Origin of the sequence: Streptomyces sp. PKU-EA00015 (assembly GCF_013387495.1) — a bacterium.
GTDB lineage: Bacteria > Actinomycetota > Actinomycetes > Streptomycetales > Streptomycetaceae > Streptomyces.
The window spans coordinates 86,048-102,208 of sequence record NZ_JABZEE010000024.1 but is presented as its reverse complement, the minus strand read 5'-3'; the positions used below and the strand labels follow the sequence as shown (position 1 = coordinate 102,208).

The 16,161-nt window shown below is 70.5% G+C and carries 15 protein-coding genes and 1 tRNA gene; 7 read left to right on the top strand and 9 right to left on the bottom strand.

Annotated elements, in window-relative coordinates:
* The first annotated feature begins 3 nt into the window (after positions 1–3).
* Positions 4–999, top strand: a complete 996-nt coding sequence (locus HW130_RS16160) for a zinc-binding dehydrogenase (protein WP_177150273.1) — start codon at positions 4–6, stop codon at positions 997–999.
* A gap of 15 nt (positions 1,000–1,014) precedes the next feature.
* Here HW130_RS16160 and HW130_RS16155 read toward each other — a convergent pair whose 3' ends face one another.
* Positions 1,015–1,485: a GNAT family N-acetyltransferase gene (locus HW130_RS16155; RefSeq protein WP_177150272.1), complete on the bottom strand. Its 471-nt coding sequence runs from the start codon at positions 1,483–1,485 to the stop codon at positions 1,015–1,017.
* 25 nt (positions 1,486–1,510) lie between these two features.
* Entirely contained in the window at positions 1,511–2,395 is an 885-nt protein-coding gene (locus tag HW130_RS16150) for an aminoglycoside phosphotransferase family protein (protein ID WP_177150271.1), read from the bottom strand.
* Between the two features lie 87 nt (positions 2,396–2,482).
* Here HW130_RS16150 and HW130_RS16145 point away from each other — a divergent pair, with 87 nt between their 5' ends.
* Both HW130_RS16145 and HW130_RS16140 read left to right on the top strand, forming a co-directional pair.
* Complete coding sequence (locus tag HW130_RS16145) at positions 2,483–3,874, top strand: FAD-binding oxidoreductase (RefSeq protein ID WP_177150270.1); 1,392 nt, start codon at positions 2,483–2,485, stop codon at positions 3,872–3,874.
* Positions 3,874–4,482 carry a hypothetical protein gene (locus HW130_RS16140; RefSeq protein WP_256356116.1) on the top strand — a complete coding sequence of 203 codons (609 nt, stop codon included), beginning with the start codon at positions 3,874–3,876 and terminating at the stop codon, positions 4,480–4,482. Before HW130_RS16145 ends, HW130_RS16140 begins: the two co-directional genes overlap by 1 nt.
* Positions 4,483–4,617: 135 nt before the next feature.
* Here the strand turns inward: HW130_RS16140 and HW130_RS16135 are convergent.
* A tRNA-Thr gene (locus HW130_RS16135) sits at positions 4,618–4,693 on the bottom strand.
* 155 nt (positions 4,694–4,848) lie between these two features.
* On the opposite strand from HW130_RS16135, the gene HW130_RS16130 reads away from it, so the two are divergent.
* The 4 genes from HW130_RS16130 (at position 4,849) to HW130_RS16115 (ending at position 9,241) form a co-directional block, all read left to right on the top strand.
* Entirely contained in the window at positions 4,849–6,240 is a 1,392-nt protein-coding gene (locus tag HW130_RS16130; protein ID WP_177150269.1) for an RNA-guided endonuclease TnpB family protein, read from the top strand.
* A gap of 405 nt (positions 6,241–6,645) precedes the next feature.
* Positions 6,646–7,773 (top strand): ABC transporter ATP-binding protein, encoded by a 1,128-nt coding sequence (locus HW130_RS16125; protein ID WP_177150268.1) that lies wholly within the window; start codon positions 6,646–6,648, stop codon positions 7,771–7,773.
* Positions 7,774–7,983: 210 nt separating this feature from the next.
* A complete protein-coding gene (locus HW130_RS16120; protein WP_177150267.1) occupies positions 7,984–8,406 on the top strand; it encodes a hypothetical protein in 423 nt (140 codons plus the stop codon).
* A gap of 112 nt (positions 8,407–8,518) precedes the next feature.
* Complete coding sequence (locus tag HW130_RS16115) at positions 8,519–9,241, top strand: nucleotidyltransferase family protein (protein WP_177150266.1); 723 nt, start codon at positions 8,519–8,521, stop codon at positions 9,239–9,241.
* A gap of 95 nt (positions 9,242–9,336) precedes the next feature.
* Here the strand turns inward: HW130_RS16115 and HW130_RS16110 are convergent, their stop codons facing one another.
* The 6 genes from HW130_RS16110 to HW130_RS16085 form a co-directional block, all read right to left on the bottom strand.
* On the bottom strand, positions 9,337–10,986 hold the full coding sequence (locus HW130_RS16110) for a DoxX family membrane protein (RefSeq protein WP_177150265.1): 1,650 nt from the start codon (positions 10,984–10,986) through the stop codon (positions 9,337–9,339).
* A gap of 218 nt (positions 10,987–11,204) precedes the next feature.
* On the bottom strand, positions 11,205–12,152 hold the full coding sequence (gene rlmB / locus HW130_RS16105; protein ID WP_177150264.1) for a 23S rRNA (guanosine(2251)-2'-O)-methyltransferase RlmB: 948 nt from the start codon (positions 12,150–12,152) through the stop codon (positions 11,205–11,207).
* A 94-nt stretch (positions 12,153–12,246) separates the two neighbouring features.
* Positions 12,247–13,647, bottom strand: a complete 1,401-nt coding sequence (gene cysS / locus HW130_RS16100; RefSeq protein WP_177150263.1) for a cysteine--tRNA ligase — start codon at positions 13,645–13,647, stop codon at positions 12,247–12,249.
* An 86-nt stretch (positions 13,648–13,733) separates the two neighbouring features.
* Positions 13,734–14,231 (bottom strand): 2-C-methyl-D-erythritol 2,4-cyclodiphosphate synthase, encoded by a 498-nt coding sequence (gene ispF, locus HW130_RS16095; protein ID WP_177150262.1) that lies wholly within the window; start codon positions 14,229–14,231, stop codon positions 13,734–13,736.
* Positions 14,221–14,958, bottom strand: a complete 738-nt coding sequence (gene ispD, locus HW130_RS16090; protein ID WP_177150261.1) for a 2-C-methyl-D-erythritol 4-phosphate cytidylyltransferase — start codon at positions 14,956–14,958, stop codon at positions 14,221–14,223. The genes ispF and ispD overlap by 11 nt, the downstream gene beginning before the upstream one ends.
* 295 nt (positions 14,959–15,253) lie before the next feature.
* Entirely contained in the window at positions 15,254–15,736 is a 483-nt protein-coding gene (locus HW130_RS16085; RefSeq protein ID WP_003953493.1) for a CarD family transcriptional regulator, read from the bottom strand.
* Between the last annotated feature and the right edge of the window lie 425 nt (positions 15,737–16,161).

The window sequence follows — 16,161 nt, the reverse complement described above, 5'->3', positions numbered from 1 at the left end:
ACCATGCACGCCGTCCGCCTCCACGCCTTCGGCCCCGCCGAGAACCTCACCCACGAAAGCGTCGCCGACCCCGTACCCGGCCCCGGCCAGGTACGGATCGCCGTCGCAGCCGCCGGCGTGCACCTCCTCGACGCGGCCCTGCGCAAGGGCGCCCAGGGCCCCTACCCGGCCCCGGTCGAGCTCCCCACCGTGCCCGGCCGCGAGGTCGCCGGAACCGTCGACCGGATCGGCGCCGGCACCGACGACACCTGGCTCGGCAAGCGCGTCGTCGCCCACCTCGGCATGAACCCCGGCGGCTACGCCGAACTCGCCGTCACCGACGCCGACCGCCTCCACGAGATCCCCGACGGCCTCGACGAGGCCGAGGCCGTCGCCATGATCGGCACCGGCCGCACCGCGCTCGGCATCCTCCAGTTCACCGACCTCGGCCCCGCGGACACCGTCATCGTCCCCGCCGCGGCCGGCGGCATCGGCACCCTGATCGTCCAGTACGCCAAGAACGCCGGTGCCACCGTCATCGGCCTCGCCGGCGGCCCCGCCAAGACCGCCCGCGTCCGCGCCGGCGGCGCCGACCTCGCCGTCGACTACCTGCACCCCGACTGGCCCGACACCCTCCGCACCCACCTCGGCGACCGCCGCGCCACCGTCCTCTACGACTCCGTCGGCGGGGACACCGCCCGCGCCGCCGCCGACCTCCTCGCCAAGGGCGGACGACACATCGTCTTCGGCTGGTCCAGCCAGGGCATCACGACCGACGCCGCCCCCCTCTTCACCGACCAGGAACTCGCCGAACGCGGCATCACCTCCGAGGGCGTCCTCGGCCCCGCCATGCTCGAAAAGGCCGGCGGCCTGCGCGCACTCGAGACCCGCGCCCTCACCGAAGCAGCCGCCGGCCGACTGCGGCCCACCGTCACCCGCTTCCCCCTCGACCAGGCCGCCGCGGCCCACCGCGCCCTCGAAACCCGCGACACCGTCGGCAAGGTCGTCCTCGTCCCGTAACCCGACAGGCCCGCCCTACGACCCCAGACTCGCGAGCGCCCCGTCCGTCAGCCGGTACACCGTCCACTCGTCCTGCGGCTTCGCACCCAGCGACTCGTAGAAACTGATCGACGGGGCATTCCAGTTCAGCACCGACCACTCCAGGCGCTCGTAGCCACGCGCCACACAGATCCGCGCCAGCTCCGTCAGCAACGCCTTCCCATGACCCCCACCACGCACCCGCGGCCGCACGTACAGGTCCTCCAGATAGATCCCGTGCACCCCGCGCCACGTCGAGAAGTTCAGGAACCACAGCGCGAACCCGGCCACCTCGCCCGCGTCCGTCTCCGCGATGTGCGCGAACGCCGCCGGACGCTCCCCGAACAGCGCCTCCCGCAACTGCTCCTCGGTCGCCTTCGCCTCGTGCAGAGCCCTCTCGTATTCCGCGAGCTCCCGGACCATCTCATGGATCACGGGCACGTCGTCGGGTACAGCAGTACGAATCATGGACACAGCCTGCCCCGACAGCCGCCTACCGTGCCAGCAGCGCCCGAGCGATGAACACCTGGCGCTCGTCGAGCTCGCACTCCCCGTCCCCGATCTCCCACAGCCCGTTCTGCAGCAACCGACCCAGCGTCCACGCACGCGCCCGCTCACGATCCAACCCCAGCACCTCCGTCAACAGATCGAAACGCCACAGCACAGCGTCCTCGTCGAACCGGTTCCACAGCGCCGGCAGCAACTCGAACCCCGGATCCCCCGCGAGCGGCTTCGGATCGATCGCCAGCCACGGCTCACGCTCGGCCGCCAGGATGTTGTCGAAGTGCAGGTCCCAGTGCAGCAGCCGGTCACCCGGCTCCCCCGCCACCTCCCGCACCGCCGCCGCACAGTCCCGCAGCAGCCTCCGCTCGTCCTCCTCCGCCAGCTCCCACACCGCATCCGTCACCTGAACCAGCATCCGCGCCGCCACGTCCCCCAGCCCGCGCAGCCCCTCCGGCGCCGCCACCGACGACAACCGCGCCAACAACCCGGCCAGCACCTCCGTCGCCACCCGGTCGTCCGCCACCGTCGACAGATGCCGCCCCGGAGCCACCCTCTCCAACAGCAGCGTCCCCGTGTCCGCGTCACACTCCAACAGCCGCACCACCCCGTCACCGGCCCACGTACGCAGCGCCAGCCACTCCCCCTCGGTCTCCTCGTCCCGCTGCTGCAACTTCAGCACCGCCCGCGAACCGTCCCCACGCACCACAGGCAGCACCAGCGACACCCCGCCGTACATCGACGGCCCGTCGATCCGCAGCCCCCACCTGTCGAGAAAGGCCTCCGCCCGCCCGGGCAGAGCCGCGACGAGCGCCCTCCCCGACTCCTCCCCGTACGACAGCAACGAAGCGACCAGCTCGTCCGGAATGTCGATCACGCCGCGATCGTACGTCGCGAAACCCCGCCCGGAGCAGTAAATTCCCGCCACACGAACGCGTCCACCGGCAGGGAAGCAGCAATCGACATGAGCACCGTCAACGGCGGCATATCGTTCTGGTACGCACAGGACGGCACCCCCACCCCCCGCGAACCCCTGCCCGGCGACACCACCGCCGACATCTGCATCGTCGGCGGCGGATACACCGGCCTGTGGACCGCCTACTACCTCAAGAAGGCCGTCCCCTTCCTCAACATCACCGTCCTCGAAGCCAAGTTCTGCGGCTACGGCGCCTCCGGACGCAACGGCGGATGGCTCTACAACGGCATCGCCGGACGCGACCGCTACGCCCGCCTGCACGGCCACGACGCCGCCGTCCGCCTCCAGCAGGCCATGAACGACACCGTCGACGAAGTCATCCGCATCACCGGCGAAGAGGGCATCGACGCCGACATCCACAAAGGCGGCGTCCTCGAGATCGCCCACACCCCCGCCCAACTCTCCCGGCTCAAAGCCCTCCACGCCGTCGACATCGCCTTCGGCGAGAAGGACCGCCTCCTGCTCGGCGCCCGCGAAACCGCCGAACGCATCCACATCACCGGCGCCGTCGCCTCCAGCTGGACCCCGCACGGCGCCCGCCTCCACCCCGCCAAACTGGTCAAGGGCCTCGCCACCGCCGTCGAAACCCTCGGCGTCACCCTCCACGAGTCCACCCCCGTCACGGAGATCAGACCCAAGCACGCCGTCACCCCCTACGGCACCGTCCGCGCCCCCTACATCCTGCGCTGCACCGAAGGCTTCACCGCCTCCCTCAAGGGACGCCGCCGCACCTGGCTCCCCATGAACTCCTCCATGATCGTCACGGACCCCCTGCCCCAGCACGTCTGGTCCGAGATCGGCTGGGCCGGACGCGAAACCCTCGGCGACATGGCCCACGCCTACATGTACGCCCAGCGCACCGCCGACGACCGCATCGCCATCGGCGGCCGCGGCGCCCCCTACCGCTACGGCTCCAGGACCGACAACGACGGACGCACCCAGCCCGCCACCATCGACGCCCTGCGCGAGATCCTCATACGCTTCTTCCCCCAGCTCGCCGGCACCGGCATCGCCCACGCCTGGTCCGGCGTCCTCGGCGTCCCCCGCGACTGGTGCGCCACCGTCACCCTCGACCGCTCCACCGGCCTCGGCTGGGCCGGCGGCTACGTCGGCTCGGGCGTCGCCACCGCCAACCTCGCCGCCCGCACCCTGCGCGACCTCATCCAGCAGGACTCGGGCCAGTCCGGCCCCACCGACCTGACCTCACTGCCCTGGGTCAACCACAAGGTCCGCAACTGGGAACCGGAACCACTGCGCTGGCTCGGCGTCCACACCCTCTACGCCGCCTACCGCGCGGCGGACCGCCGCGAATCCACCACCCACACACCCACGACGGACCCCCTCGCCCGCCTCGCCGACAAGATCTCGGGACGCCACTGATGCCCGCCGACACCCCCACTCCCATCACCGCCTGCTGGCTCCACTGGCTGGCGATCCCCACCGGCGACCAGGCGGCCGTACTCGACGCGATGGGCCTCACGGACCCACGCCCGACCGACTTCGCGCAGGCCGTCGAAGCCGTCGACGACGACGCCCACGACCCGGACCACGGCTACGACAGAGTCTTCGTCACCCCCGAACTCGACGGCTGGACCCTCGTCGTAGGAGCCTGGTGCGACCCCACCGAGGACGACATGCCCGCACTCTGCGAGCAGCTCAGCGCCCGGTTCGGCAAGGCCCAGGCCTACTACCACGGCGCGCAGTCGGACGGCTCCGCCTGGCTCGTCGCCGAGAACGGCCACGTCGTACGCCGGGCCGCCTTCACCGGCGAGCCCGACGACGAGGAACTGACCATCGGCGAGCCCCTGCCCTTCGAGGTCCAGTGCCGCGCGGAGGCCGGCGACGACGACGAGTGGGACTGGCTGTCATCCGAACTCGCGCCCAAACTCGCCGAGGCGCTCAGCATCAACCCCCACACCCTGGGCCCGCACACCCCCACCCGAGGCCACGGCGTACTGGCCCGCACCCCCCAGGCGCCCGAAGCCTGAAAACGCCCGGGCCGGACAGCACGCCTCCCGCTGCCGGCGATACACGGCCTGCTGCTCCCTGTGCATACGCACCATGTCCCGCCCCCGCAAAACAGAAGTGTCCCGGACCTGAAGGGTCCGGGACACGTGTGTGGTTGGAGCCGCCTGTCGGAATCGAACCGACGACCTGAGTCTTACAAGGACCCCGCTCTACCGATTGAGCTAAGGCGGCAGCTTCACGCAGTGTGATCCGCGCGGGAAGGCGCTCCCACTCTACACAGAGCCCCGAACCACTCGCGAAGAACTTTGCGTCGACCGTAACCACCCATCCGCACGTTCGTTGAACGGACTGACGTTCTGTTCCGACTATCGGACGGCAGGGGGTGTATGACGGAGTCACCTGCTCGCGTCGTCGGCGAGGAAGCCAAGCGCATCAAGCGCGAGGCCCTGGGCATCGCCGACCGAAGCAAGCACCACAAGCGCCGGGCCGTTCCCTTGCGGCGCCGCGCCAAGGAAACCGGCACCCAGCAGCGCGTCTACCAGTACCGCTTCTATCCGACCGTGGAACAGGCCGCGCAGCTGGAGCAGACCTTCGGCGCCTGCCGGTGGGTCTACAACGAGGGGCTTGCCCTGCGGGCGCGTGCCTGGGAGCAGCACCAGGTGTCCGTGGGTTTCGCGGAGACATGCCGGGCGCTGACGGGGTGGCGTCGGGCGGAGGGGACGTCGTGGCTGCGGGATGTGTCGTCGGCGGTGTTGCAGCAGGCGCTTCGGCATCTGGACGGTGCGTTCTCGCGGTTCTTCAAGGGCACGGCGAAGTATCCGAAGCGGAAGAAGAAGCGCCGGTCGCGGGATTCCGCGACGTACGTGCGGACCGGCTTCCGCTGGGTCGAGGATCCGGAGCGGCCCGGTACGGGGCTGGTCACGCTGGCCAAGCAGACCGAGCCGCTCGATGTGCGGTGGTCGCGGCCACTTCCCCGTGGTGAGGTGCCGGTGAAGCTGACGGTGACGCGGGACCGGGCCGGCCGGTATTTCCTGTCGGTGCTGGTCGAAGAGCTGATCGAGCCGCTGCCTGCAGCGTTTCTGCCGGGTGGGACAGAGCCGAAGGCGGTGGGTCTGGATCTTGGCCTGGCGACGTTGGTGACGTTGGACGACGGTTCGAAGCTGGGGCATCCCCGGCTGCTCAGGAAGTACGCGGACGAGCTGGCCCGGCGGCAGCGGGAGCTGCACCGCAAGGAGAAGGGTTCGAGGAACAGGGGGAAGGCGAGGGAGCGGATCGCACGACTGTATGCGCTGATCAGCGACGTTCGCAGGGATCTGTTGGATCAGTTCACGACCCGCCTCGTGCGCGAGAACCAAGTGCTCGTGGTGGAGGACCTGCCCGTCGCCAATCTGCTGCGCCCGGCCGTGGGCAAGGGACGGCGGAGGAAGGCGAAGCTGAACCAGTCGATCATCGATGCGTCGTGGGGCGAGCTGCTGCGTCAACTGCGCTACAAGTGCGCCTGGTACGGGCGCACGCTGGTGATCGTGGACCGCTTCTTCCCGTCGACCCGCCGTTGCTGCGCATGCCATGCGAAGGGTCCGAGGCTGGATGTGTCGGTGCGCGAGTGGACCTGCGAGGAGTGCGGCGTGCTGCACGACCGGGACGTGAACGCCGCGGTGAACCTTCGGGACGAGGGGATGCGGCTGTTCTGGTCGGTGGCGATGGCATTGCCGCCGGGCAGGCCCATGCCGCCGGTGATCAAGGCTTCGGAGCTGCCAGAGGTCCATCTGGCAGCGTGAGACCCACGGACCGACGGGCCGTCGGCCGTCATGCCTGTGGAGCCCGCGTAAGACCGTACGGGAGTGACCCTCAGGGCCATTCCGGTCCGGCGATGGGCGTCGAAGCAGGAAGAGCTGTCCGCGAGGACAGCACCGGAGCCGCACGAGCGGCCGGGCCAAAAAGCCGTGGCTCTACCGCCCGGGGCTCAGGTAAAAAGCGCGTTGCTCTGGACCGCTGGCCAAAAGTCAGCCGCTCTGCCGTAGCGGCTCGCGCAGAGGGGTTCGAAAATTTCCCCGCCCACCGACTGCTGACAGATCCCACATCGCCAGGTAGCGTCACCGCAAGTCCATCCACGGGTGGACTGGACCACTCCCTCTACAACGGATCGTCCGGCACGTTCCTGCCGGTGAAGGGAGCCATTCACCATGGCTACTGTCACGTTCGACAAGGCGACCCGGATCTACCCGGGTTCCGACAAGCCCGCCGTCGACCAGCTCGACATCCAGACCGAGGACGGCGAGTTCCTCGTCCTCGTCGGTCCCTCCGGCTGCGGAAAGTCCACCTCCCTGCGCATGCTCGCCGGGCTCGAGGACGTCAATGGCGGCGCCATCCGCATCGGTGACCGCGACGTCACGCATCTGCCGCCCAAGGACCGGGACATCGCCATGGTGTTCCAGAACTACGCGCTCTACCCGCACATGACCGTCGCCGACAACATGGGCTTCGCGCTCAAGATCGCCGGCGTCAACAAGAGCGAGATCCGCAAGAAGGTCGAAGAGGCCGCGAAGATCCTCGACCTGACCGAGTACCTGGACCGCAAGCCCAAGGCGCTCTCCGGTGGTCAGCGCCAGCGTGTCGCCATGGGGCGGGCCATCGTGCGTGAGCCGCAGGTCTTCCTCATGGACGAGCCGCTGTCGAACCTCGACGCCAAGCTGCGTGTCTCCACGCGGACGCAGATCGCCTCGCTCCAGCGCCGTCTCGGCATCACCACGGTGTACGTCACGCACGACCAGGTCGAGGCCATGACCATGGGCGACCGCGTCGCGGTGCTCAAGGACGGTCTGCTCCAGCAGGTCGACTCGCCGCGCAACATGTACGACCGCCCGGCCAACCTCTTCGTCGCCGGCTTCATCGGCTCCCCGGCCATGAACCTGGTCGAGGTCCCGATCACCGACGGCGGCGTGAGGTTCGGCAACAGCGTCGTCCCGGTCTCCCGCGAGGCCCTGTCCGCCGCCGCCGACAAGGGCGACACGACGGTGACGGTCGGTGTCCGCCCCGAGCACTTCGACGTCGTCGAGCACGGCGGCGCCGAGACCCGGACGCTCTCCAAGGACGCCCCGGCCGGCCTCGCCGTGTCCGTGAACGTCGTCGAGGAGCTCGGCGCCGACGGCTACGTGTACGGCTCCGCCCAGGTCGGCGGCGAGCACAAGGACCTGGTCGTCCGCGTCGGCGGCCGCAGCGTGCCGGAGAAGGGCAGCGAGCTGCACGTCGTGCCGCGTCCGGGCGAGATCCACGTCTTCTCGACGACGACGGGCGAGCGCCTGAGCGACTGACGCGCCGGCCGGCTTCGGTTCGCCGGCGCAGAGGCCGGGCTCCGCACTCGACGTGCGGAGCCCGGCTTTTCGCACATTCGGACATATTTCGCGCATTCAGCAGCATTTCACCCCGTGCGTCAACGTGGGATTCGAAAAGAACCCTCGAACCATCGCCCGCCTGAGTGACTGGATGTCGCCAAACCATTACTGGCCGCTACGCTCGCTCGCGTGACCCACACAGCCCGCCGAATCGGCCGCACTCTCGCCCTCGTTCTGCCTGTCGTCCTGGTGCTCTCCGGAACCCTCGCGGTCTCCACCGTCCCGTGGGCAGGACAGGCCACCAAGTCGCAGATGCTCACGGCCTCCTCCGAGCACGTCTCGACACGGGCCACGTCCCGTGCCCCGCAGGACGTTCTGCGGGACAGGCTCCTCACGGAGCTGCAGGCGAAGGACCCGGGCGTCGCGCTCACGCATCTGCAGCGCGAGGTCGAGGCGCGTCCGTCGCTCGCCCAGCACTGCATGTCGATCGCCCGCTCCCTGGGCCGGGCCGCCGTGGACCGTTACGGGCCCACGCGCGCGCAGCGGTTCTCGCGGCCCGTCTGCGACACCTCCTTCGCCACGGGCGTCCAGCAGCAGGCGCTCGGGCACTGAGGGTCCGGCGCCGCGGGCAGCCGGCGCACCGCACGGACCGGTTCGACGGACCGGGCCCGCACTCGCGGGTCCGGTCCGTGTCGTGTCCGGCGGTGCGCATATCGTTCACGGCATGCAGACGCCTACGTATCCGACGCAGGCCGTGGTCCTGGCCGGTGGCCAGGGCTCGCGGCTGCGCCCGTACACCGACGACCGCCCGAAGCCGATGGTGGAGATCCCCGGTACGGGGATGCCGATCATCGGGCACCAGCTGGCCTGGATGGCCGCGGAGGGCGTGACCGATGCGGTGGTCTCGTGCGGCCATCTCGCCGAGGTGCTCCAGAAGTGGCTGGAGAGCGCCGATCTGCCGCTGCGGGTCACGACGGTGGTGGAGACGGAGCCGCTGGGCCGTGGCGGCGGTCTGAAGTACGCGGCGGAGAGCCTGCCGCATCCTGAAGAGCCGTGGTACGCGACGAACGGTGACATCTGGACGCGGTTCTCGCTGCGGGAGATGGCGGCGTTCCACGAGGAGCGCGATGCGACGGCGACGCTGGCGCTGGCGCGTCCGCGGATCCCGTGGGGCGCGGTGGAGACGGACGCGTTCGGGCACATCACGGACTTCATCGAGTCGCCGCCGTCGCCGTATCTGATCAACGCGGGCGTGTACGTGTTCTCGGCGGCGTTCACGGGGCTGCTGCCGGACGTCGGCGACCACGAGCGCACGACGTTTCCGCGGCTGGCGCGTGAGCGGCGGCTGGCGGGCTTCCCGCTGCCGCAGGGGGCGTACTGGCGGGCGATCGACACGGCGAAGGATCTGACGGAGGCCGCGAAGGAGCTCGCTTCGCAGGTGCGCTGAGCCGGCGTCTGCAGGCGGCGCGGGCAGGCGGGGAACCGTTGCGGGAGGGCGGTCACCGGACGTTTCCGGTGGCCGCCCTCCTGGTGTGTGCGGTCTCAGCCCAGCAGGCCGCCGATGACGGCGCCGCTTCCGGAGCCGCCGCTGCCGCCGCTGCCTCCGCCGGAGCCTCCGGTCGTGCCGCCCGAGGTGCCGCCGGAGGTGCCGCCGGAGCCGGTGCCGCCGCTGGACGTGGGGCCGGCGCTGGTGGGCGGCGGGGCGGGCCGGGAGCCCGTGGGGGGCTGCTGGCCGGTGCCCTGGGTCTGGCTGGGGACGCCGTCGGCCGGGACGGTCTCGCGGACGGTGTCCTCGGCGGGTGCGGAGGTCGTGGAGGTGGGCGTGCCTGAGCGGCTGGCGGACGGGGACGGCCTGTCCTGGCGCGGGCTCGAGGAGCTGCGCTCGATGCTCGATTCCTGCGGGAGCGAGGCGCCGGGCAGGTGGTTGCTGGGGTTCTGGCCGGGGCCGGGGACGGTGACGATCTCGGTGGAGCGGACGGCTCCGCCGAGCATGGAGCCGACGAGCATGGTGAGGCCGACGACGACGGCGGCGACGAGTCCGCCGCGGCACAGGACGCGGCGGCGCAGGTCCCAGATGTCGGAGCGCGGGCCGAGGGTGCGCCAGGCCTCGCCCGCGAGGCGTCCGTCGACGGAGTAGACGGGGGCGCCCGCGATGATCAGCGGGGACCAGGCGGCGAGGAAGATGAAGTCGGGGGCGTCGTAGACGGGGACGGTCCGCCAGCTGACGGTGAGGATCAGCACCGAGGACAGCAGCGCGCCGACGACGGCGGCGACGCGCTGCCACAGGCCGAGGACGGTGAGGACGCCGACGACGACTTGGAGGAAGGCGACGGTGAGTCCGGCGCCGACGGGGTGGGCGAGAGCGAAGTCGCGCAGGGGCTCGGCCAGTGCCCAGGGGTGGAGCGAGCTCAGCCACTTGACCAGGGAGCCGCGGTGGCCGCCGTCGAAGTAGACGGGGTCGCAGAGCTTGCCCATGCCGGCGTACACGGAGATCAGTCCGAGGAACACGCGCAGCGGCAGGAGCACCACGCCGAGGTTCAGGCGGCGGCCGGGGTAGTAGGCGTGCCGTGTGGGGTCGCCGGCGGGCCGGTGGCTGGCGGGCGCGTGGGCGGCGGGCGAGATCTCGGTGTACGGCCCCGGATCGTACATGCTGTGGCCGTACGGGTCCGTGCCGTACGTGTCCGGGCCGTACGTGTCCGAGCCGTACGTGTCCCTGCTGTACGTGTCCTGACCGCCCTGGCCGCCCTGGCTGTCGGAGTCGTACGAGTCGTAGGCGCCGACGGCTTGGCGCATGGGCGGCAGCAGGGGTCGTGCGTCGGTGACAGCGGGGTACTGCACGGTGTCGCCGCCGAGGTCGACGCGCGGCATGACCTGGGTGGCGCCGGAGTTGTACGGGTCGTGCTCCAGGGTGGAGTTGCGCACGGCCTGGAGGAGGCCGGTCGCGCCGGAGTCCCCGGGGGCTGACCTGCCGCTCCACACGACGGGTGCCCTGCGCCGCGCGGCGCCCGCGCCGACGGAGGCGAGCCGTGCGGTGTCCGCCAAGCCACGTGCGGGGCGCGCGCTCTGGGCGAGCCGCACCCGGAAGCTGGCGTGGTTGACGATGACCTGCGCGGGATCGCAGTCCACCTTGACCATGCTCAGCGCAGGCTGATCATCGAACCCGGACCGGGGCGTTCTGGTGTCCACACTCATCTAACCGAGTGATGTGTGTTTAGGGCACGGCCCCGACAAGCCCGATCTGTCCGAGACCCGTCAAGCGCTCCTCTTGAGCCTTTTCGACCGCGCTGTACCGGGTCTGCCCGATAGGGACGCGCCCTGGGAACGCTTGCGTTCCCGGGGCGGCCCCGACGTTCCGGGGCGCGGAGGCCCGGCCCGCCCCGAGGAAACCACCCCGGACAGCAACCACAGAGTCAGCGTCGCTTGGCCGCCTCGTAGAGCACGACGCCCGCGGCGACGCCCGCGTTGAGGGACTCCGCGCCGCCGGGCATCGGGATGCGGACCAGGTGGTCGCAGGTCTCGCCGACCAGGCGGGACAGGCCCTTGCCCTCGCTGCCGACCACGATCACGACCGGGCCGCCGAGCGCCTCCAGCTCGCCGACCTCGGTGTCGCCGTCGGCGGCGAGGCCGACGACGGTGAGACCGGCCTTCTGGTACGACTCCAGTGCGCGGGTCAGGTTGGTGGCGCGCGCGACCGGCGTGCGCGCGGCCGTGCCGGCCGAGGTCTTCCAGGCGCCGGCGGTCATGCCGGCCGCCCGGCGCTCGGGCACGACGACGCCGTGGCCGCCGAACGCCGATACGGAGCGGACGACCGCGCCGAGGTTGCGCGGGTCGGTCACGCCGTCGAGCGCGACGATCAGCGGGTCCTCGCCGTCGTCGAAGGCGGCGGCCGCGAGGTCCTCGGGGTGGGCGTACTCGTACGGCGGGACCTGGAGGACCAGGCCCTGGTGGTTGAGCCCGTTCGTCATGCGGTCGAGCTCGGGGCGCGGCGCCTCCATGATGTTGATGTTGCCGCGGCCGGTGGCGAGCTGGAGCGCCTCGCGGACGCGCTCGTCGTTGTCGATGAACTGCTGCACGTAGAGCGTGGAGGCGGGCACGCCGTCGCGCAGCGCCTCGAAGACCGGGTTGCGGCCGACGACCATCTCCGAGGCGCCCTTGCCGCCGCGGCGGGCCACGGGACGGCGCTGGGCCTGCTTGGCCTTGGCGTTGGCGAGGCGGTTCTTGACGTGTCCCTTGCGGGCGGAGGCGGGCGGCGTCGGCCCCTTGCCCTCGAGTGAGCGGCGCCGCTTGCCACCGCTGCCGACCTGCGCGCCCTTCTTGTTGGACGTGCGGCGGTTCCTGCGCTGGCTGTTCCCGGCCATGACCTACCTGTTTCTGTAAAGCTCGCTCAAACAAATGTGTGTACGTAAGGAAGTGTGCCGCCCGGCGCTCCGGGCGGCACATCGCGCCTGTGGCTCAGCGGGGCCCGAGGGTCCACCGGGGTCCGTCGGGGCTGTCCTCGATGACGAGCCCGGACTGGCCGAGCTGGTCGCGGATGGCGTCGGCGGTGGCCCAGTCCTTGCGGGAGCGGGCGGCCTCGCGCTGCTCCAGCACCAGGCGCACCAGGGAGTCGACCACGCCGTGGAGGTCGTCGCCGCGGTCGCCCTCGCCCGCCCAGCGTTCGTCGAGCGGGTCGAGGCCGAGGACGCCGAGCATGGCACGGACCTCGGCGAGGCGGGCCACGGCGGCTTCCTTGTCGTCGGCGGCCAGGGCGGAGTTGCCCTGGCGGACGGTGGTGTGGACGATCGCGAGGGCCTGCGGCACCCCGAGGTCGTCGTCCATGGCCTCGGCGAACGCGAGCGGCACCTCGTCGGCGGGCGCGACGACGCCCCCCGCCTTCTCCACGACGCGCTGCACGAAGCCCTCGATGCGGGCGAACGCGGACTCGGCCTCCCGCAGTGCCTCCTCGCTGTACTCGATCATCGAGCGGTAGTGCGGGGTGCCGAGGTAGTAACGCAGGACGATGGGGCGCCAGTTCTTGACCATCTCGCTGACGAGCACCGAGTTGCCGAGCGACTTGGACATCTTCTCGCCGCTCATGGTGACCCAGGCGTTGTGCACCCAGTACGCGGCGAAGTCGTCGCCGAAGGCCTTGGCCTGGGCGATCTCGTTCTCGTGGTGCGGGAAGATCAGGTCGAGGCCGCCGCCGTGGATGTCGAACGCGGAGCCCAGGTACTTGTGGGCCATGGCCGAGCACTCGAGGTGCCAGCCGGGGCGGCCGCGTCCCCAGGGCGTCTCCCAGTCGGGCTCGCCCGGCTTGGTCGCCTTCCACATGGCGAAGTCGCGCGGGTCGCGCTTGCCGGTGATGCCTTCCTCGGCGGGCTGGCGCAGGTCGTCGATGTCCTGGTTGGACAGCGCCAGGTAGTCGGGGAAGGAGCGCACGTCGAAGTAGACGCTGCCGTCCGCCTCGTACGCGTGGCCGCGCTCGATGAGGCCGCGCATCATCTCGACCATCTCGGTGACGTGGCCGGTGGCGCGCGGTTCGTAGGTGGGCGGGAGGCAGCCGAGTGCCTCGTAGCCGTCGTTGAAGGCGCGCTCGTTCGCGTAACCGATGGACCACCAGGGCCTGTTCTGCTCGGCCGACTTGTTGATGATCTTGTCGTCGATGTCCGTGACGTTGCGGATGAACGTCACGTCGTAGCCGCGGTACTCGAACCAGCGGCGCATGATGTCGAAGTTGAGGCCCGACCTGATGTGCCCGATGTGCGGTGCGGCCTGCACGGTGGCGCCACACAGGTAGATCGAGACGCAACCCGGCACGAGGGGGGTGAAGTCACGGATCTGCCGGGCGCTGGTGTCGTACAGGCGAATAGTCACGCATCAAGGGTAGTGGGCGGATGGCAGTGCCCCGCGCCCCCTGTGGGGTTCGCGGGGCAACTTGTGATATCGCCCGGGAAACGGATTCAGCCTCTCCGCACGATGAGCGCGGTCGCGACGGCGGCGAGCCCCTCGGCCCGTCCGGTCAGACCGAGCCCGTCGGTGGTGGTGCCGGACACGGAGACGGGGGCGCCCGCGGCGGCCGAGAGCGCCTTCTGCGCCTCGTCGCGCCGCTTTCCGATCTTCGGCCGCACGCCGATCACCTGAACGGAGACATTGCCGATCTCGAATCCCTCGGCACGCACGATCCGCGCGGCCTCCGCGAGAAGGGTGGCGCCGGAGGCGCCGGACCACTCGGGCCGGGAGGTGCCGAAGTGGGCGCCGAGGTCGCCGATGCCGGCGGCGGAGAACAGGGCGTCGCAGGCGGCGTGCGCGGCGACGTCACCGTCCGAGTGGCCGGCGAGCCCGTATCCGTCGGCGTCCTCCCAGAGCAGACCCGCGCACCACAGTTCGCGGCCCTTCTCGAAGGCGTGCACATCAGTACCGATGCCGACGAGGGGGAGGTTCAGCGGCTCAGAAGCCATCGTTGGCCCTCCTGCGGGCGAGTACGGCCTCGGCGAGGACGAGGTCGAGCGGCCGGGTCACCTTGAAGGCCTCTTCGTGGCCGGGGACGACGACGACCTTCAGGCCGAGTTGCTCGACCATGCCGGCGTCGTCGGTGACGTCGCCGGTCACGGTGCGGTGCGCGCGGACGAGGGTGTCGTGGTCGAAGCCCTGCGGGGTCTGCACGGCGCGCAGACGGGCTCGCGCGGGGGTGGCGACGACCGGCTCGGGTTCGCCCTCCGGTGCCGGCTCGACCTCTTTGACGGTGTCGGCGAGCGGGAGCGCCGGTACGACGGCGGGCGCGCCGTCGCGCACGGCCTCGATGACGGCGTCCACGGTGTCGACGGGCACGAGCGGGCGCGCCGCGTCGTGGACCAGGACGATGTCGATGCCGTCGGGGAGGGCGTCGAGCCCGAGGCGTACGGATTCCTGGCGGCTGTCGCCGCCGGGGACGACGAGGTAGTCCGTCCGCTCGGGCAGGGCGTGGGCGTCCATGAGGCGCTTGACGTCGGCGGCGCCGTCCGGCGGCGCCACGACGACGACGAGGGAGACGGCGCGGGACGCGGCCATGGCGCGGACGGCGTGGACCAGGATGGGCGTGCCGTTCAGCGCGCGCAGGGCCTTGGGGGCGCCCGGTCCGAGGCGCACGCCCCGGCCGGCGGCCGGGATCACGGCTGCGGTGCGGTAGGGGCGCGGTTGGTCTGGCATCGGTTGCACTCCCGCAGGTTTGTTTCCTCGGCCGACATGGGTATGGCCTGGGCATGCCCCCGGCCGTCAGGTGGGGGGAGTGCCGGGCGCGACGCCTTGACCGGACCCTTCCGTGACCACTGGTCTGCGCCAGCCGCCCGGGCCCGGCACACCACAACAGCGCACGGTGTGATGTGCGAGCGGCGGTGGTCGACGGGAGACGTCGACATGACACTCGTGGACGAACATGCCGCAGCGCCCGGCGACAGGCTGGATCGTCCAGCGTGTCAGCGGGCACCGCGGCATCAATCGTGCGTCAGGACGCGAGGACCTCGTCGAGCAGGGCCTCGGCCTTGTCCTCATTGGTGTTCTCCGCGAGGGCGAGCTCGCTCACCAGGATCTGGCGCGCCTTTGCGAGCATCCGCTTCTCACCGGCGGAAAGCCCGCGCTCACGCTCTCGCCGCCACAGGTCACGTACTACTTCGGCGACCTTGATGACATCGCCGGAGGCGAGCTTCTCGAGATTTGCCTTGTAGCGCCGGGACCAGTTCGTCGGCTCCTCCGCGTAAGGTGCGCGAAGAACCTCGAAGACCCGGTCGAGCCCGTCCTGACCGACCACATCGCGAACGCCGACGAACTCCGCATTGTCCGCCGGTACGCGAACCGTCAGGTCGCCCTGGGCGACCTTGAGCACCAAGTAGGTCTTGTCCACGCCTTTGATCTGGCGAGTTTCGATGGCCTCGATCAGCGCGGCCCCGTGATGGGGATAGACCACGGTGTCGCCAACCTTGAACGTCATGTGACAGGTACCCCTTCCGTGGCTATCCAGGGTAACACGGATACAGCTTCTTCTGAATGGCGTTTTCGCAGGTCAGGGCATATCTCGGGGCTTGACAACAGCGACACGAACGTGCTGCGGACGGCTTGCGGAGGGGGGTATTCGCAGGTCGGAGCGGCTGCGCGGGCACACAGAAACGCACACGTTACACACCGCACACCCCCCTTCCAAGGGGTTGAACGTCCTGATTTGCCGGGTTCTCGATGGCCGAGTTCATGTAGTCCGTTCGAGGATCGGTCACCCGTACGGCCCTGGCGGCGCAGAATCCACAATTGATCACTTCGGGCTATTCGTAAGGAAAGCATGGCCGCCCGGGAAATTGATCACCGGCGTTATGTGAACGGCGTGCGTATCGGCATGATCGGGGCAGCCGTCCGAAGTCCGAA